This is a genomic window from Croceicoccus hydrothermalis, assembly GCF_022378335.1.
GTDB lineage: Bacteria > Pseudomonadota > Alphaproteobacteria > Sphingomonadales > Sphingomonadaceae > Croceicoccus > Croceicoccus hydrothermalis.
The window spans coordinates 394,933-412,616 of the sequence record NZ_JAIQCI010000003.1 but is presented as its reverse complement, the minus strand read 5'-3'; the positions used below and the strand labels follow the sequence as shown (position 1 = coordinate 412,616).

General features: G+C 63.2%; 13 protein-coding genes and 2 pseudogenes. 6 read left to right on the top strand and 9 right to left on the bottom strand.

Going from position 1 to position 17,684, the window contains the following annotated elements; all coding sequences use genetic code 11:
• Nucleotides 1-83 precede the first annotated feature (83 nt).
• The 3 genes and pseudogenes from K4G67_RS04000 to K4G67_RS03990 form a co-directional block, all read left to right on the top strand.
• A pseudogene (locus tag K4G67_RS04000) lies at nt 84-904 on the top strand (IS3 family transposase); the annotation flags it as partial.
• Nucleotides 905-1,158: 254 nt separating this feature from the next.
• Nucleotides 1,159-1,416: a helix-turn-helix domain-containing protein gene (locus tag K4G67_RS03995; RefSeq protein WP_239805078.1), complete on the top strand. Its 258-nt coding sequence runs from the start codon at nt 1,159-1,161 to the stop codon at nt 1,414-1,416.
• A gap of 215 nt (nt 1,417-1,631) precedes the next feature.
• A pseudogene (locus tag K4G67_RS03990) lies at nt 1,632-2,048 on the top strand (transposase); the annotation flags it as partial.
• A 331-nt stretch (nt 2,049-2,379) separates the two neighbouring features.
• Here the strand turns inward: K4G67_RS03990 and K4G67_RS03985 are convergent.
• The 3 genes from K4G67_RS03985 to K4G67_RS03975 all read right to left on the bottom strand — a co-directional run bounded on the left by K4G67_RS03985 (nt 2,380) and on the right by K4G67_RS03975 (nt 4,298).
• Nucleotides 2,380-2,913, bottom strand: coding sequence for an LptA/OstA family protein (locus tag K4G67_RS03985; RefSeq protein WP_239805077.1), 534 nt, complete (start codon nt 2,911-2,913; stop codon nt 2,380-2,382).
• 47 nt (nt 2,914-2,960) lie between these two features.
• Nucleotides 2,961-3,608 (bottom strand): LPS export ABC transporter periplasmic protein LptC, encoded by a 648-nt coding sequence (locus K4G67_RS03980; RefSeq protein WP_239805076.1) that lies wholly within the window; start codon nt 3,606-3,608, stop codon nt 2,961-2,963.
• Nucleotides 3,609-3,677: 69 nt separating this feature from the next.
• Complete coding sequence (locus tag K4G67_RS03975) at nt 3,678-4,298, bottom strand: ribonuclease D (RefSeq protein ID WP_239805075.1); 621 nt, start codon at nt 4,296-4,298, stop codon at nt 3,678-3,680.
• A gap of 79 nt (nt 4,299-4,377) precedes the next feature.
• Between K4G67_RS03975 and K4G67_RS03970 the strand changes: the two genes are divergently transcribed.
• Nucleotides 4,378-5,055: a uracil-DNA glycosylase gene (locus K4G67_RS03970; protein ID WP_239805074.1), complete on the top strand. Its 678-nt coding sequence runs from the start codon at nt 4,378-4,380 to the stop codon at nt 5,053-5,055.
• An 11-nt stretch (nt 5,056-5,066) separates the two neighbouring features.
• Here K4G67_RS03970 and hppD read toward each other — a convergent pair whose 3' ends face one another.
• Nucleotides 5,067-6,176, bottom strand: a complete 1,110-nt coding sequence (gene hppD, locus K4G67_RS03965) for a 4-hydroxyphenylpyruvate dioxygenase (RefSeq protein ID WP_239805073.1) — start codon at nt 6,174-6,176, stop codon at nt 5,067-5,069.
• Nucleotides 6,173-7,057: a phenylalanine 4-monooxygenase gene (gene phhA, locus K4G67_RS03960; RefSeq protein ID WP_239805072.1), complete on the bottom strand. Its 885-nt coding sequence runs from the start codon at nt 7,055-7,057 to the stop codon at nt 6,173-6,175. Before phhA ends, hppD begins: the two co-directional genes overlap by 4 nt.
• A gap of 94 nt (nt 7,058-7,151) precedes the next feature.
• Here phhA and K4G67_RS03955 point away from each other — a divergent pair, with 94 nt between their 5' ends.
• Nucleotides 7,152-7,628, top strand: a complete 477-nt coding sequence (locus tag K4G67_RS03955) for an Lrp/AsnC family transcriptional regulator (RefSeq protein ID WP_338026389.1) — start codon at nt 7,152-7,154, stop codon at nt 7,626-7,628.
• Here the strand turns inward: K4G67_RS03955 and K4G67_RS03950 are convergent.
• The 4 genes from K4G67_RS03950 to K4G67_RS03935 all read right to left on the bottom strand — a co-directional run bounded on the left by K4G67_RS03950 (nt 7,597) and on the right by K4G67_RS03935 (nt 15,647).
• Nucleotides 7,597-8,067, bottom strand: coding sequence for a GNAT family N-acetyltransferase (locus tag K4G67_RS03950; RefSeq protein ID WP_239805070.1), 471 nt, complete (start codon nt 8,065-8,067; stop codon nt 7,597-7,599). The genes K4G67_RS03955 and K4G67_RS03950 overlap by 32 nt on opposite strands.
• Before the next feature lie 8 nt (nt 8,068-8,075).
• Nucleotides 8,076-9,512, bottom strand: coding sequence for a glutamate synthase subunit beta (locus K4G67_RS03945; RefSeq protein ID WP_239805069.1), 1,437 nt, complete (start codon nt 9,510-9,512; stop codon nt 8,076-8,078).
• A gap of 13 nt (nt 9,513-9,525) precedes the next feature.
• Nucleotides 9,526-14,172: a glutamate synthase large subunit gene (gene gltB / locus K4G67_RS03940; protein WP_239805068.1), complete on the bottom strand. Its 4,647-nt coding sequence runs from the start codon at nt 14,170-14,172 to the stop codon at nt 9,526-9,528.
• A gap of 230 nt (nt 14,173-14,402) precedes the next feature.
• Entirely contained in the window at nt 14,403-15,647 is a 1,245-nt protein-coding gene (locus K4G67_RS03935; RefSeq protein ID WP_239805067.1) for a polyhydroxyalkanoate depolymerase, read from the bottom strand.
• Nucleotides 15,648-15,857: 210 nt separating this feature from the next.
• On the opposite strand from K4G67_RS03935, the gene K4G67_RS03930 reads away from it, so the two are divergent.
• A complete protein-coding gene (locus K4G67_RS03930; RefSeq protein ID WP_275588715.1) occupies nt 15,858-17,660 on the top strand; it encodes an ABC transporter transmembrane domain-containing protein in 1,803 nt (600 codons plus the stop codon).
• The last annotated feature ends 24 nt before the right edge of the window (nt 17,661-17,684 follow it).

Here is a 17,684-nt window from a genome sequence, read left to right as displayed (position 1 = left end):
GACAAGTGCCCCGACAACTATCTCGCCGCCGTCAAGCTCATCTGTGCACGCATCTGGTGCGCCGCGTTATGAGTCTACGGCCTAAAAAAGGCCACCGCGTATTTCGCCAGAAATGCAAAGTGAGATACGCATTTGTTGCTGAGCATCGTGATCGTTTTGGCGTGCGGGCGATGTGCCGCTGCCTCGCCGTGCAGCCCAGCGGTTACTATGCCTGGCAGAAGAGCCCGCTTAGCCAGCGGGCTCGGGAAGATGCCCCGCAGACCGATCTGATCCGCAAGGCTTGGAACGACAGCAGCAAGGTCTATGCCTACCACAAGCTGCACGATGACCTTCTGGATCATGGCGAAACCTGCTGCCCCAACCGCGTTGCACGGTTAACCAGGCTAGCGGGTATCAAGGCCCAGGTCGGCTACAAGCGCCGGCCTGGCAGCTATGGCGGCAAACCTTCCCTGGCGGTCGACAACAAGCTGGATCGCCAGATCTTTACTCGCGCCGCGTGGTGGGTTGGTCGATGCAGAACCGCCAGACTACTGATGGGGTGCTGCAGGCGCTGCACATGGCGGTATGGCGGCGCAAGACGAAGCATCGGGTGCTGATCCACTCGGATCAGGGCTCGCAGTTCACCAGCATGGATTGGGCTTCCTTCATCCGGGCTCACAATCTTGAGCCTTCGATGAGCCGGCGCGGCTACTGCCATGACAACGCCGTCGCCGAGAGCTTCTTCTCCTCACTCAAGCGTGAGCGCATTCGGCAACGCACCTACAAAACACGCGAGAAAGCCCGGCAGGACGTGTTCGATTACATCGAGATGTTTTACAACCCGGTCCGCAAGCAGGTCAGGAGAGGGATGCGGTCACCCGCACAGTTCGAACGGCAGCACATTTTGAAAGCAGAAGACGTCTAGAAAACTAGGGGCTACTCACACACCTATAATCTGCTCTTCCGAAAACGTTGAACGCTTCATCGTCTGCCCTTCCTTCAGGCCAGACCTGACGATGATTCACTGCTGTGGATTCCCAAGCTGCTGAAAATCTGATTCGGTAGCGCAAGCAGATGGAGGCTTACGATAGCGGCGGCGATTGTTGATCGATCAAATTACCTATCATTGGAAATGCGCCGGTTTGCCCGGCAATGCAGTGATGCAGTCGGCCTTTAGCGGTGGCCGCGATTCTGGGCAGCGGGAGCCGGAGCGAGGCAGCGAAGTTGGCCGGCGTGACCTTGGAGATCGTGGGAGATTGGGTGCTGCGATTCAATGATGGCGGTCCCGGCGGCCTGGCGAAACGCAAGGAGCCGGGGCGCGCCTCGCTTCTGAAAGATGCACAGCGCGCCCGGCTCTCCGAGATGGTCGAGACCGGCCCGATCCAGCTATCGATCACACGCCACACCATCGGGCGCGAACTTCGCGCGATGGGCTAACGCAAGCTATCGGCGCGGCCCCGCCATCGCGGCCAGAAGCCTGCCGGCATAACCATTTCTAAAAAAGTTCGCTGCCTGCCAGAGGCAAATCAGACGCAGCCTCCCGAAAGAAACGCGTGTAGAGCTGTGGTGGCAGGATGAAGCCCGTATCGGTCAGCGGGCCAAGCTCACTCTCCGCCGGAAAAGTATGACAAAAGACCGTCGCCGCTGAAGATGAGACACGATCATCAGCTTGGCTCTTTGTTGCGATCTGTCCTGCTCAGGGCAATGCTGCCGGCATCGTCATGCTCCGGTGCAACAGCGAGGCGATGAGTATGCATCTGGAGGGCATCGCTCTCCACATTGCGTCGAGGGCCAATGCCGTATCAAATCCTGAAAAGGCAGGATGGCAGGGACCGGCGGGATTGGTCGTCCCCTCCAGCATCACGCTGATGACGCTGCCGCCACGATGCCCCGAACTTAACCCGGTCGACAACTTCTGGCAGTTCATGCGCGACAACTGGCTGTCGAACCGCACCTTCAAATCCTACGACGACATCGTCGACCATGGCTGCTTCGCCTGGAAAAGGCTCGCTAATCAGACTTGGCGCACCTTGTCCATCGGACGTCGTCGATGGACCCATGGGTCATGATCAACGCGCCTTGGTATTAGTCGGTTTCGTGGAGGGTCTCGATACTACCCGAATGCCTACCGCCCCTGCAGGATCCGGCAATAGTCTAATCCAGTTGAAGAGATTGCAGATATCACTTAATTTTGGAAATGCGCTCATGCCATTCTCGCTGGCTCTCGGCGCAGCAGAAGTTCTGAACCGACCCTCAGGCGCGATGAACATTCTACAAAAGCAATCGTGCGTGCAAAGAATGCGTTGAGTCCGAAACGCGTCTTTGCCTTCCGGAAAGTGCTAAATAAATCTCATCTTTTTGCACCTTATGCCCGCAACTGGGCCGCATGCAATGCGGCGGCTATTGCTTCGGAACAGAAAAACTTCCGGTCACGCGGCCACTATTGCGGCGAACCATCCCACCTTCGTTAGCTATCGCCGCGGAACTAGCCGTGCTGCCATTAACGCTGGACACGCCGGTATTGAGATCGATTGTAAGCCGTTCGCCGTTTAACGTGTCGGACCCGCGGCGCAGAGCAACGTCGCCTGTCAACGTAATTATTCGGCGGTTGAAATCATAAACGCCCACGTCCCCGCTCGCGGTTTCGGTGGCGCGCATAACCCGCACGCCGCCCGTCGCCGCGATCCGCTGAATACGCAAGGTACCGGTGTCGGAGTAATTGACGATGGTTCGTTCCGCCGTCAGTCGCAAATCTCCCTGATCGATGACGACATCACCCGACAGGACGACGCGGTTCGAACGGTCCTGCAATTCGATGCGATCGGCGGCATAATTGACTGGCTGATCCGAATTAAAACCTGCGATGGACTGCGCCGACAAGGGTGAACCGGCGAATGCTGCGACACCGGCAAAGGTAAGGGCGAAGGCCGCCACGCCCGCCTGAACCGGTGTCGGAATGCGCGAAAGTATTTTCGATCGGATCATTGCGGAAGCCTCAATTCGCCCGGAACCATGCGCAGGCGTGCATCGCCGATAAGCGAAACCGTGCGGTCCTGCAAATCCACTTCGAGGCGGTCGGCGCTGAACCGGCCCGACGGAATTTTGCCCTCGATCCGCCCTTCGCCGACGAGCGATTGGGAGGCGAGATCGATGGACACATTGCGCGCCATCAACCGATAGCCGTCCGCCGCGGTGAAATTCACCACTCCGCCGACGTCAATGCGCTCGTCCCCGAAATCGAAAAGACCTCGGCTCGCCGTCAATTGGGCCGGCCCCTCGTTCAACAAGATACGCGCGATGAGCGAATCAAGTTCGACCTCGCGAATCGCTTCGGTACGCTGCACCGCTTCGCCCGCATTGATGGAGAACGGGCGCCCCTTGTCATCCGCCCCGCGATACATCGCCCGTTCCACCGCCATGCGGTTGTCAGTCAATGCAACCTTGTTGCGATCGAGCAGGAAGCTGATCTCGCTGCGCGGGGCGAGCGGGGCGAGCACCATGAGCGCGGCCACCACGCCGATCGCGATGGGAAGCGCGAACAGCAGAACCCGGATCAGCCGGTCATGCCCGCCACCGGGACGCGCCACGTGGCGGCGTTTGTCGCGGATGAGTTCGGCCTGTGCGGTCATGACGATCCATATGGGGGCGGGGCGGCGGATTGAAACCTGCGACCCGGGAGGGGGCGGCGCCGGCTATCCTCAGGCTTCGTGGCTGAATATATCCTTGTCTTCCCACCCGGCGATGTCGAGCAGCGCGCGCGTCGGCAGGAAATCGAAACAGGCTTTGGCCATGGCGGTACGGTTTTCGCGCTCCAGTCTTTCGCGAAAAATCTCTACCATCGCGTGCAGGAAGCGGACATCAGAGGCGGCATAATCCTTCTGTGCATCGTTGAGCGTCGGCGCGCCCCAGTCGCTTGATTGCTGCTGCTTGGAAATATCCTTGTTCAGCAATTCATTGACCAGATTCTTGAGCCCGTGCCGGTCGGTGTAGGTCCGGGTCAGCTTGCTCGCGATCTTGGTGCAGAATACGGGCGCGGCCATCACGCCGAGGTAATACTGGATCGCGGCGAGGTCGAAGCGGGCGAAATGATAATATTTCTCCCGCGCCGGATCGGCCAGCACCGCCTTGAGGTTCGGCGCGTCATACCGGCTGTCGGGCGCAAACCGCACCAGATGTTCGTCGCCGTTGCCGTCCGCGATCTGCACGACGCAGAGCCGGTCGCGCTGGGTGACGAGCCCCATGGTTTCGGTATCCACCGCGATCGGGCCGGGGGTGAGCACGCCTTCGGGCAGGTCTTCTTCATGAAAATGCACTGTCATACCCTTGCCCTTAGGCCGATTGGCGAAAGAGGGGAAGGGGGGTGGCGAGCGCCGCGTCTGATGGCTAGGCATACGAGCCATGACCGACCATGCCGTACCGCCCGCCTGGGCCCCGATCCTCGCGCCCGTTCTCGACCGGCCGGAGGCGCGGCAACTCGGCGGCTGGCTTAGGGCGGAGGAGGATGCCGGGCGCACGATCTACCCGCCGCGCGGGCAGCGGCTGCGCGCGCTCGAACTCACCCCGCCCGACGCGGTGCGGGTCGTGATCCTGGGACAGGACCCCTATCACGGGCCGGGGCAGGCGAACGGGCTGGCGTTCTCGGTCGCAGGGTCGCAGAAGCTGCCGCCCTCGCTCCGCAATATCTTCAAGGAGCTGGAGGCGGATTGCGGGACGCCCCCGTCACCCGGTGGCGATCTGACGCGATGGGCGGAGCAGGGCGTGCTCCTGCTCAACAATGCATTGACGGTGGAGGCAGGGGCCGCCGGCTCGCATCAGAAACGCGGGTGGGAGCCGATTACCGATGCGGTTGTGGCCGCCGTCGCGGCGCAGGGCGCGCCGACCGTCTTCATCCTGTGGGGCAGCCACGCGCAGGGCAAGGCGGACCGGATCGGCCTGTCGGACGATGGCCCGCACTGCGTCATCCGGTCGCCGCATCCCAGCCCGCTTTCAGCGCATCGCGGCTTTTTCGGCTCAAGACCGTTCAGCCGCGCCAACGCGTTCCTCTCCGAACACGGGCGCGGCCGAATCGACTGGTAAAAGGGCGGGGTTCAGGCGGTTTCGTCGATCTTCAACGTGCCGCGCCGCACTTGGTCGCGTTCCATGCTTTCGAAGAGCGCCTTGAAATTGCCTTCGCCAAAGCCTTCGTCGCCCTTGCGCTGAATGAATTCGAAGAACACCGGGCCGATGCTGGCCTCGGCGAAAATCTGGAGCAGGAGGCGCGGCTGGCCGCCCTCGGTCGACCCGTCGAGCAGGATGCCCCGCTTGCGCAATTCCTCCACCGCGACGCCGTGTCCGGGAAGGCGTTCTTCCAGCATCTCGTAATAGGTTTCGGGCGGCGCGGTCATGAACGGGACGCCGGTTTCCTTCAAACGGTCCCACGTCTCGAACAGATTGTCGGAGATGAAGGCGATGTGCTGAATCCCCTCGCCATTATATTCGCGCAGGAATTCCTCGATCTGGCCCTTGCCGCCGTCGCCTTCCTCGTTGAGGGGGATGCGGATCTTGCCATCGGGCGCGGTCAGCGCCTTGGACGTGAGGCCGGTATATTCGCCCTTGATGTCGAAATAGCGGATCTCGCGGAAATTGAAGAGCTTCTCGTAATAATCGGCCCAGAACGCCATGCGCCCGCAATACACATTGTGGGTGAGGTGATCGATCCGGTCGAGCGCCGCCCCGCGCGGAAACCGTTCGACGCCGGGCAGATATTCGAAATCGATGTCGTAGATCGAGAGCGCACGTTCGTCGCCCTCGTGATCAGGATCGTCATAGCGGTCGACGAGGTAGATGATCGCATTGCCGATGCCGCGAATGGCAGGCAGGCGCAATTCCATCGGGCCGGTTTCGACCTCGACCGGCTCCGCGCCGCGTTCGAGCAGCTCGGCATAGGCCTTCCCCGCGTCCTTGACCCGGAATGCCATGCCGCACGCGCTCGGCCCGTGTTCCCGGCTGAAGAACCAGGCCGGGCTGCGCGGTTCGTAATTGGTGACGAGGTTGATTTCCCCCTGGCGCCACAGCTCGACGTCCTTGGACCGGTGGCGGGCCACCTTCGTAAAGCCCATGGCTTCGAATACCGGTTCCAGCATGCCTTTTTCGGGGGCGGAGAACTCGACGAATTCGAACCCGTCGAGGCCGATGGGATTTTCGAAAAGATCGGTCATATGGTTTGCTCCTCGTGAGCTTTGGAGTGGCGGTAAGGCGAATGCACGCGGTCGCCATCCTGCACCTGTTCGGGCGGGAAGGGCGCGGCATCGCGGTATGTTTCGTAGACGGGTCCGAAATCCAGCCCGACGAGCTCGTCGATCAGCTGCTGCGTGCTGTCGAGCACGAAATAGACCTTCTGAAAATCGTCGATCGCATAGGCAGTGCGCATGACCCGCACCGGATCGAAATGCAGGCGCAGCACGTTTTCATCCTGCACCGAATAGACCGTTTCGCCCGAGGACGACACGATGCCCGCGCCGAACGCCTTCAGCCCCGCATCGGTCTGCATCAGCCCGAACTCCACCGTGTACCAGTATATCCGTGCCAGCATGTCGAGCGCGTCCATCGTCATCGCCTTCTCCCCCGCCTGTCCGTAGGCGGCAAGGAAATCGGCGAACACGGGATCGAGCAGCATCGGCACATGGCCGAAGAAATCGTGAAACAGGTCGGGCTCGACCAGATAATCGAGCTCCTTCTCCTCGCGGATCCAGACGGTCACCGGAAAGCGGCGATGGGCGAGATGGTCAAAGAAATTGGCATCGGGAATGAACCCCGGCACGCCGACGAGGGTCCAGCCCGTCGCCGCCTCGATCACCGCGTTCGCATCCTCGAACCGGGGAATGCCGCCGGCGCAGTCCAGCCGGTCCAGCCCGGCGAGAAATTCCGGCGCGGCATGTTCGCGCACAATCGCGCTTTGCCGGGCATAGAGACGGCGCCAGCGGTCGTGCTCCGCCTCGCTGTAATCCTCCCAGCCCTGTGGCACGGTCCAGTCGTCCGCCGCCTGGCTGTAATCGCCGCGAAGGTCGCTGGTGCTCTTTGCTGTCGACGGTGTTTCCATGGTCCTCAAACTAACACGGACGGCAAAGGGTTTTCGTGCGCAATTGCCACGTCGACGGGCGGCGGGTAGGGGATTTCACCAATAATACGGATTTTTGAGGGGATTTTCGTTGGAACTGGACGCTTTCGACCGTGCAATCATCGCTGCCCTGCAAAAGGATGGGCGGATGTCCATCGCGCAGCTGGCCGAAACCGTCGCCCTGTCACCCACGCCGGTGAGCCGCAGGCTTAAGCGGCTGGAAGAGGACGGTCTCATCACGGGCTATGCCGCGCTGCTCGACGGACGGATGCTGGGCCTCGCGCTCGAAGCCTATGTGCAGGTGAACCTCGAACGGCACGAGGACGAGATCATCGCCCATTTCGAGGCGGAAATCGCCGCCAACCCACATATCATCACGTGCCATGCGGTGACCGGCGACATGGATTATCTGCTCCATGTCGTGGCGCGCGATGTCGATCATCTCAGCCAGATCACGTTGAAGACCCTGCTCCGCATCAGGGGGGTGCGGGACGTGAAATCGGTCATCGCGCTGGAGGAGGTCAAGCGGACCCGGGCGCTGCCCCTGCAATAGGGCGTATCGCGGCATAGGCGGTCCGCAGGCCGGGCCGGAAACCGGCGCTTTCGTAAAACCGGTGAACGCGCGGGTCGGCCCGCCCGCTTTGCAACAGCACCTGATGGCAATCGAGCGTCCATGCGTGAGCGAGCGCCGCGGCCACGACCGACCGGCCAAGACCGCGCCCGCGCCATGCGGGGTGCGTCATCACGTTTTCGAGGAAGGAGTGGGAGCGTCCCTCGCGCAGGATGTTGGGCGCGGTGACGAGCATGGATGTCGCGGCAATTTCCTGCCCTGCGACCGCGACGAAGACATGCGCGAAACGGCTGTCCATCGTCTCCTGCCAGATCGCCGCGGCCCGCGCAGGGGGCCGCGCTGCCGGGCTGACTTCGCATGCCGCGAAGAGCGCCAGCAGCGCGGGAAGATCGTCCATCCGCGCGAGGCGGGCGGGCGCCACCGGCCGCGTTACCGGGGCAGGTCGGTCCGCCCCATCAGCGCCTCGTCCACGCTGCGCGCGCACTGGCGGCCTTCGCGAATGGCCCATACGACCAGGCTCTGCCCCCGGCGCATGTCGCCGCATGCCCAGACGTTTTCGTCGCTGGTGCGGTAATCGATTGTGTTCGCCTTCACATTGCCGCGCGCGTCATGCTCCACCGCGGCTTGGTCCAGCATCCCGGTCTTGCGCGGGCCGGTAAAGCCCATGGCAAGCAGGATGAGGTCGGCGGGAAGCGTGAAATTGCTGCCCTCGACTTCCTTCATCTCGCGCCCTTCCCATTCGAGGCGCACGCATTCGAGGCCTGTGACCGTGCCGTTTTCGCCGACGACACGCTTGGTCAGGACGGAGAAATCGCGATCCACCCCTTCCTCGTGGCTCGACGATGTCCGCATTTTCAGCGGCCAGTGCGGCCAGGTCAGCAGCTTGTCTTCCTTCTCCGGCGGCTGCGGCATGATTTCGAGCTGGGTCACGCTTTTCGCGCCCTGCCGGTTGGACGTGCCGACACAGTCGGAGCCCGTATCGCCGCCGCCGATGACGATGACATGCTTGCCCGTCGCGGTCAGCGTGCCGCGCGGGGCGGCGCGCTGTTCATCGTCGCCGGCGTTGCGCTTGTTCTGCTGCGTCAGGAATTCCATCGCCAGCCGCACGCCGGACATTTCGGCGCCCGTAATGTCGAGCTGACGCGCTTCCTCCGCCCCGCCCGACAGGACGATGGCATCGAAATTCTCCTTCAGCGTCTTCATCGAGATATCGACGCCCACCTCGGTCGAGGTGCGGAAATGCACGCCCTCGGCCTCCATCTGCCCGGCGCGGCGATTGATGAGGTGTTTCTCCATCTTGAAGTCGGGAATGCCATACCGCATCAGCCCGCCGACCCGGTCGTTCTTCTCGAACAGGGTGACGGAATGCCCCGCGCGGGCGAGTTGCTGTGCGCAGGCCATGCCGGCGGGGCCGGAGCCGACGACGGCGACGGTCTTGCCCGTGCGCTGTTTCGGCGGCTCCGGCGTGATCCAGCCTTCTTCCCATCCCTTGTCGACGATGGCGCATTCGATCGACTTGATCGTAACCGGCGCATCGGTGATGTTGAGCGTGCACGCCGCCTCGCACGGGGCCGGGCAGATGCGGCCGGTGAACTCGGGAAAATTATTCGTCGAATGGAGGTTGATCAACGCCTCGCGCCATTCGTTGGTATAGACCAGATGGTTCCAGTCCGGGATGATGTTGTTCACCGGACAGCCGTTGTGACAATACGGAATCCCGCAATTCATGCAGCGCGAAGCCTGGCCTTTCAGCTCGCCCTCGCTGTGCGGAATCGTGAATTCCTTGTAATGCTGCAACCGCTCTTCGGGTGCGGCATAGCTTCGGTCCTGCCGGTCGAGTTCGAGGAAGCCTGTTTCCTTGCCCATGTCTAATGCTCCCTTATTCCGCCGCGACCGTTTCGGCCTGCTGGGCCTCGGCTTCCAGCATCTTCAACGCGTTTTCATAATCGAGCGGCATGATCTTCACGAACTTTTTCAGCGTTGTGTCGAAATCGGCGAGCAATGCGGCGGCCTTGCGGCTTCCGGTGTGGAGCTGATGCCGTTCGAGCAGGATGCGGATGCGTTCGGCGTCGTGGTAGAGCGGATCGCCCATGCCGAAATCCTCCACCCCGTGGCCGCGCTGTTCCGGGCGGTGGCCGGACATGTCGTCGTCCTGACCCACGCTCCCGATTTCGCGCAGGTCGACCATGTCGGTGTTGCACCGCTTCGCGAACTGTCCGTCCTCGTCATAGACATAGGCGATGCCGCCGCTCATCCCGGCCGCGAAATTGCGCCCGGTCCGGCCCAGCACGCAGACCACGCCGCCGGTCATATATTCGCAGCCATGATCGCCGGTGCCCTCGACCACCGCGATGGCGCCGGAGTTACGCACGGCAAAGCGTTCGCCGGCCACCCCGTTGAAGAACGCCTCGCCGGCGATCGCGCCATACAGCACGGTGTTGCCGACGATGATGTTCTCGCCCGGATCGCGTGACAACCCATCGGGCTGCTTCACGATCAGGCGCCCGCCCGACAATCCCTTGCCGACGTAATCGTTGCAATCGCCGGTCAGCTGCATCGTCACGCCATGGGCCAGCCATGCGCCGAAGCTCTGTCCGGCCACGCCGGTGAAATCGATGCGGATCGTGTTGTCGGGAAGCCCGGCATGGCCGTACTTCTTTGCAATCTCGCCCGACAGCATCGCGCCGGTCGTCCGGTTGACGTTGCGAATCTCGCGCGAGATCTGCACCGCCTCCTGCCGGTCGAGCGCAGGGGCCGCGTCGCGGATCAACGTGCGGTCGAGCGCGGCATCGAGCCCGTGATCCTGTTCGTCCGTCTGGAACAGCTTCGTCCCTTCGGCCGGTTCGACCACGTGCAGCAGGCGCGACAGGTCGACGCCATCCGCCTTCCAGTGGCGGATCGCCTTCTTCATGTCGATGCGATCGACACGGCCGACCATTTCCTCGACGGTGCGGAAGCCCATCTCGGCCATGATCTTGCGCAGCTCCTCGGCCACGAAGAAGAAGTAATTGATGACATGCTCGGGCGTGCCCACGAAACGCTTGCGCAATTCGGGGTTCTGCGTCGCGACGCCGACCGGGCAGGTGTTGAGGTGGCACTTGCGCATCATGATGCAGCCCGCCGCGATCAGCGGGGCGGTGGCAAAGCCGAACTCGTCCGCGCCGAGAAATGCGCCAATGGCAACGTCGCGCCCGGTGCGCAGGCCGCCATCGACCTGCACCGCGATCCGGCTGCGCAGATTGTTGAGGAGCAGCGTCTGCTGCGTCTCGGCAAGGCCGATTTCCCACGGGCTGCCCGCATGGGTCAGCGACGTCAGCGGCGACGCGCCGGTCCCGCCCTCGTATCCCGAAATGGTGACATGGTCCGCGCGCGCCTTCGACACGCCGGCGGCGACCGTGCCGACGCCGACCTCGGACACCAGCTTGACCGAAATGCGCGCATCCGAATTCACGTTCTTCAGGTCGTGGATCAGCTGTGCCAGATCCTCGATCGAATAGATGTCATGATGCGGCGGCGGCGAGATCAGGCCCACGCCCGGCGTCGAATGGCGCACCTTGGCAATGGTCTTGTCGACCTTGTGGCCGGGCAATTGCCCACCTTCGCCGGGCTTTGCACCCTGCGCCATCTTGATCTGGATATCGTCGGAATTGACGAGATATTCGGTCGTCACGCCAAACCGGCCCGATGCGACCTGCTTGATCCGGCTGCGCATGGTGTCGCCATTGTCGAGCGGCTTGAAACGCGCAGGCTCCTCGCCCCCCTCGCCGGTGTTCGAACGCCCGCCAATGCGGTTCATCGCGACCGCCAGCGTGGTATGCGCCTCCCAGCTGATGGAGCCGTAGCTCATCGCGCCGGTGCTGAACCGCTTCACGATTTCGGCGGCTGGTTCGACCTCCTCGATCGGGATGGCGCCGTCGGCCTTTTTCAGGTCCATCAATCCGCGAATGGTGAGCAGCCGTTCCGATTGCTCGTTCACCGATGTGGCATATTGTTCATACGTGTCGAAATTCTTGCCGCGCACCGCGTGCTGCAGGTCGGCAATGTTCGACGGGGTCCATGCATGGTCCTCGCCCCGGACGCGATATTGGTAGATCCCGCCGACGTCGAGCATATTCGAATAGATCTGCTCGTCGCCATAGGCCGCCTCGTGCCGGCGCACGGTTTCGGTGGCGATTTCGGACAGGCCGACACCCTCGATCGTGGTGGCGGTGCCGGTAAAGAAGCGCTCGACGAACGCGCTCGACAGGCCGACCGCGTCGAAGATCTGCGCCCCGCAATAGGATTGATAGGTCGAGATGCCCATCTTGGACATGACCTTGCGAATGCCCTTGCCGATCGCCTTGACGTAGTTCTTCTCGACCTCCTCGCGCGAAAGCGGGCTGTCGTTTTCACGGCGGATCTGTTCGAGCGTCTCGAACGCGAGATAGGGGTTCACCGCCTCGGCGCCATAGCCTGCGAGCACGCAGAAATGATGCACTTCGCGCGCTTCGCCCGTTTCCACGACGAGCCCCGTCTGCATGCGCAGCCCCTGTCGCACGAGGTGGTGATGCACCGCCGCCGTCGCCAGCAATGCGGGCATGGCGATCCGGTCCTTGCCCTGCGCCCGGTCGGACAGGATGAGGATGTTGCGATCCTGCAAAACCGCCTCGGTCGCGGCCCAGCACATTTCCTTGATCGCCATTTCCAGCCCCTCGGCACCGGTGGAGGCATCCCAGGTGATGTCGATCGTCTCGGTCCGGAACGCGCCGTCGAGCGCTTCCTCGACCGAGCGGATCTTGGCGACGTCGGCATTGGTCAGGATCGGCTGCGTCACTTCGAGCCGCTTGTGCGTGCCGGCATCGTGGCCGAGCAGGTTCGGGCGCGGGCCGATCATCGACACCAGGCTCATCACCAGCTCCTCGCGGATCGGGTCGATGGGCGGGTTGGTGACCTGCGCGAAGTTCTGCTTGAAATAATCGTAGAGCAGACGCGAACGCTGCGACAGGACGGCGATGGGCGTGTCGGTGCCCATCGAACCGATCGGATCCTCGCCGGTGGAGAGCATCGGCTCGAGGAACTTGGTCACGTCCTCCTGGCTGTAGCCGAAGGCCTGCTGCCGGTCGAGCAGCGTGCTTTCGTCGTCGAGCAGGGTATCGCCCGCCTCAGGCTCCACCGCGTCGAGGTCCTTGAGCTTGTACTGCGACCGGTTCAGCCATTCGGCGTAGGGCTCGTCCGCCGAAAGCTGCGCCTTGAGCTCCTCATCCTCGACGATGCGCCCTTCCTCGAGGTCGATCAGCAGCATCTTGCCCGGCTGGAGCCGCCATTTGCGCACGATGTCCTCTTCGGCAAACGGCAGCACGCCGCTTTCCGAGGCCATGCAGACGAGATTGTCCTTCGTCTCCAGCCAGCGCGCGGGGCGCAGCCCGTTGCGGTCGAGCGTGCCGGCGATCTGCCGCCCGTCGGTGAACGCGACCGCGGCCGGTCCGTCCCACGGCTCCATCAACGCTGCGTGATACTCGTAGAACGCGCGGCGTGCCGGGTCCATTTCCTCGTTCTTGGCCCAAGCCTCGGGGATGAGCATCATCATCGCATGGGCAAGGCTGTACCCGCCCGCCAGCAGCAGTTCGAGCGCATTGTCGAGGCACGCGGTGTCCGATTGCCCATGCGGGATGATCGGCCACATCTTGTCGAGATCGGCGCCCAGCAAATCCGATTCCATGGTGCGGCGGCGCGCATTCATCCAGTTGACGTTGCCGCGCACCGTGTTGATCTCGCCATTGTGGGCGATGAACCGGAACGGTTGGGCGAGCCGCCAGCTCGGGAAGGTATTCGTGCTGAAACGCTGGTGCACGAGCGCGAGTGCCGACGTGCAATCGGGATCGCGCAGATCGTCGTAGAACGAACCCACCTGGTTCGCGAGCAGCAGGCCCTTGTACACCACCGTGCGGGTCGAGAAGCTCGGCATGTAAAGCTCGGTCAGGCCGGGCAGGTCATGCTTTTCCGCCAGCGCGGCGAGCGGGTTCTGCGCCTGCTTGCGGATGGTGAGCAGCTTGCGCTCGAACGCGTCCTGGTCGGCGCAATTGTCGCCCATCGCGATGAAGCACTGCCGGATGACCGGCATCTCCTCGAGCACCGTCTTGCCCAGCCCGTCGAGCGTGGTGGGCACATCGCGCCAGCCGATCAGCGTCTGGCCTTCCTTCGCGATGAACTTTTCGAAATTGGCGATGGTGAAATCACGGGACGGCTCGTCGCGCGGCAGGAAGCACATCGCAACCGCATATTGCCCGAGCGGCGGCAGCGTCAGCCCCGCCCCCTCGGCCCAGCGGCGATAGAGCGTATCGGGCATCTGGATTAGAAGACCCGCGCCATCGCCCAGCAGCGGGTCGGCCCCGACCGCACCGCGATGATCCAGGTTTTCCAGAATGGTCAGGCCCTGTTTAATGATCGCGTTCGATTTTTCGCCTTTGATATGAGCAACGAAGCCCACGCCACATGCGTCATGTTCGTTACGCGAATCGTAGAGGCCTTGAACCGGCGGAAAACCCATAGTCACCTATCCTGTCGGAACCCGGGCCTGATTGCCCGGAAATCAGGCGCAACAAACCGACCCGCCTCGAAAGGCAGCGAAAAGTTGCGCGTTCAGCCCCCTTTGGCGAAAGGAAACTGTTTTTGCAACTATCCGACGCGGGTTTTTCGGCAAGACGCGACGCATCTGCGGCAAATTTTTCGCAGATGCGGCACGATCTGCCGGGTGGCGCGCGTGCGAATCGCCGGGCGTCAGGCGACCGCCTTCAGCGATTTACGTCCGTTCGCGGCGATCCACTCCTCGACGATGGGCGCGATCTGGCCGCGCCATTTCGAGCCGTTGAAGATGCCGTAATGCCCGACGCCGGGATGCATGTGATACTTGCGCTTTTCCTCCGGCAGGTTGTTCACCATGTCGAGTGCGGCCTTCGTCTGGCCGATGCCGGAAATGTCGTCGCGCTCGCCCTCGATGCACAGGATGGCGGTGTCGGTGACCGCGTCGAAATCGATTCGCTCGCCCCGATGGGTAAGCAGGCCGCGCGGGAGCAGGTGTTCCTGAAACACGGCATCGACGGTCGAGATGTAGAATTCCGCCGTCATGTCGCACACCGACAGATATTCGTCGTAGAAATCCTTGGTCGCATCGGCGCTTTCGCCGTCGCCTGCCACCAGATGCTTGAACATGCCGTAATGGCTCATGATGTGGTTGCCGAGGTTCATCGACATGAAGCCGGCAAGCTGAAGAAAGCCGGGATAGACCTTGCGTCCGGCGCCCGCATACTGGGCCGGGACGGTCGCGATCAAATTCTGACGGAACCAGGCGAGCGGGCGTTTCGTCGCCATTTCGTTCACCTCGGTCACGCCTTCGCGGGTGTCGATGGGGCCGCCCATCATGGTCAGCGTGGCGGGGCGGGCGGGGTTGCCGTCCTTGGCCATGATCGCGGTCGCGGCAAAGGCGGGGACCGAAGGCTGACACACGGCCATGACATGGGTGCCCGGCCCGATATGTTCGAGGAATTCGATGACATAGTCGATATAATCGTCGAGATCGAAGCGCCCCTCCGACAATGGCACGAGCTTCGCATCGGTCCAGTCGGTGATATACACCTCGGCGCTTTCGATCATGCGTTCGACCGTCCCGCGCAGCAGCGTGGCGTAGTGCCCGCTCATCGGCGCGACGATGAGAAGTCTGGGCGCATCCTTGGGCAGCCCTTCGCGGCGGAACTGCTTCAGATTGCCGAACGGCTTGTGCAGCACGTCCGATTCGACGACCGGATAGTCCTTGCCGTCCACTTCCACGGTGTCGAGGCCGAATTCCGGTTTCCCGCGTGAGCGTGCGGCATGGGAAAACACCTCGAGCGCGCTGGCCGCGGACGGTCCGAAACCGTTATACCCCCAGGGATTGCGCGGATTTCCGAGCATTTGCGCCGCGACCGACGCGGCCGCGCTCGCCGAGGACAGAAAGGCGCGTTGCAGTTCGTAGAATTGATACAGCACCGTAAAAGTCTCCTGAAATTAAGCGGCGAGGGCGCGGGGAAAAGCAGCGCGCCTTCTCGATATTGCAATGCAGCACGGTCCATTTGGCTCCCGCAAGGGATATATACAAGTGTGCCGGGATGACGCGGCGATGATGCGCCGCCGCGCGCAACGAAAGAATAAGGCGCGCATACGGCTTCACCCGCCCTCCCGCTTGGGCTAGGGGGCGGCATGGCAAGCTCAAAGACCAGGGCCTCGCGCCTGCGTGGCGGTTCCACACCATCGAACGAACGTCCGCCGGCGGATACTCTGTCCCCGCTTTCGCTGCTGCTCGGCATGGCGCGGCAATATCCCGGCCGGCTCGCGGCCGCGATTGCCGCGCTGAGCGTGACGGCGGCGGCGACACTGGCTATCCCCTCGGGTTTCAAGCTGGTGATCGACCGCGGTTTTTCGGGCGATGGCGACATTGCGCGCTGGTTCGAATATCTGCTCGTCATCGTGGTGGTGCTGGCCATCGGCACGGCATTGCGCTTTTACTACGTGTCGTGGCTCGGCGAACGGATCGTCGCCGATCTGCGCGTGCGGGTGCAGGACAATCTGCTCTCGTTGCCGCCCAGCTTTTTCGAGGAAAACAGCCCGGCCGAGATTTCGTCGCGCATGACGTCGGACACCGCCATTATCGAGCAGGTCGTCGGCAGCACCGTATCGGTCGCGCTGCGCAACGTGCTCATGGCGGTGGGCGGCACGATCTATCTGTTCGCGCTGACGCCGGAACTGACGGCGGGATTGTTCATCCTCATCCCCATCGTCATCGTGCCGATCGTGTGGTTCGGGCGGCGGGTGCGCAATCTTTCCCGGTCGAGCCAGGACCGCATCGCCGATGTCGGCGCCATGGTGTCCGAAGTGCTGGGCGCGATGAAGATCGTGCAGGGATTCAACCAGGAAGACCGCGAACGCGCGCGTTTTGCCGGCGCCGTCGACCGCAGTTTCCAGACCGCGCGCCGCCGCATCATCATCCGTTCGATCATGACCGGCCTCGTGATCTTCCTCATCTTCACCGCGCTGACGCTGCTCATGTGGAAGGGCGCCTCCGACGTGGCGGCGGGGCGCATTACGGGCGGCACCATCGCCGCCTTCGTCATCACCGCCGGGCTGGTGGCGGGCGCGTTCGGCTCGCTGACCGAGGTGTACGGCAACCTTCTGCGCGCGGCGGGCGCGGCGCAGCGGCTGGGCGAATTGCTGGCCGCGCGTCCCGCCATCGCCGCGCCCGCCCGTCCGCAGGCGCTCCCCGATCCGCCGCGCGGAGCGATCGCGTTTCGCGACGTGACCTTCCGCTATCCCACCCGGCCCGATGCCGCCGCGCTCGAGGATTTCTCGCTCGTGGTGGAGCCGGGCGAGACGGTCGCCATCGTCGGCCCGTCGGGCGCGGGCAAGTCGACCCTGTTTCAGCTCGTCGCGCGCTTCTACGATCCGCAGGCAGGCAGCGTGCGCGTCGACGGGGTGGAGCTGACCCGTGCGAACCCGGCGGAGGTACGCCGCCGCATCGCGCTGGTCCCGCAGGAAAGTACGCTGTTTGCCGCCAGCGCGCGCGACAATCTGCGCTATGGCCGCTGGGATGCGAGCGATGCGGAGATTGCCGACGCGGTCGAGGCTGCCAATGCCGCGGAGTTCCTCGCCGCTCTGCCGCAGGGGCTGGACACGCAGCTGGGCGAGGGCGGCGCGCGCCTGTCCGGCGGTCAGCGGCAGCGCATCGCGATTGCCCGCGCGCTTTTGCGCGATGCGCCGATCCTGCTCCTCGACGAGGCGACGAGCGCACTCGATGCCGAGAGCGAGCGCCTGGTGCAGGGCGCGCTGGACGAGCTGATGCAGGGGCGCACGACGCTGGTCATCGCGCACCGGCTCGCCACCGTGCGCGCCGCCGACCGCATCATCGTCATGGACGGGGGCCGCATCGTCGAGGAAGGCACGCACGACAGCCTCAGCGCGTCGAGCGGGCTCTACGCCCATCTTGCCGGCCTGCAATTCGACAGTTGAGACCGGCAATTCAGCAGGCTTTCA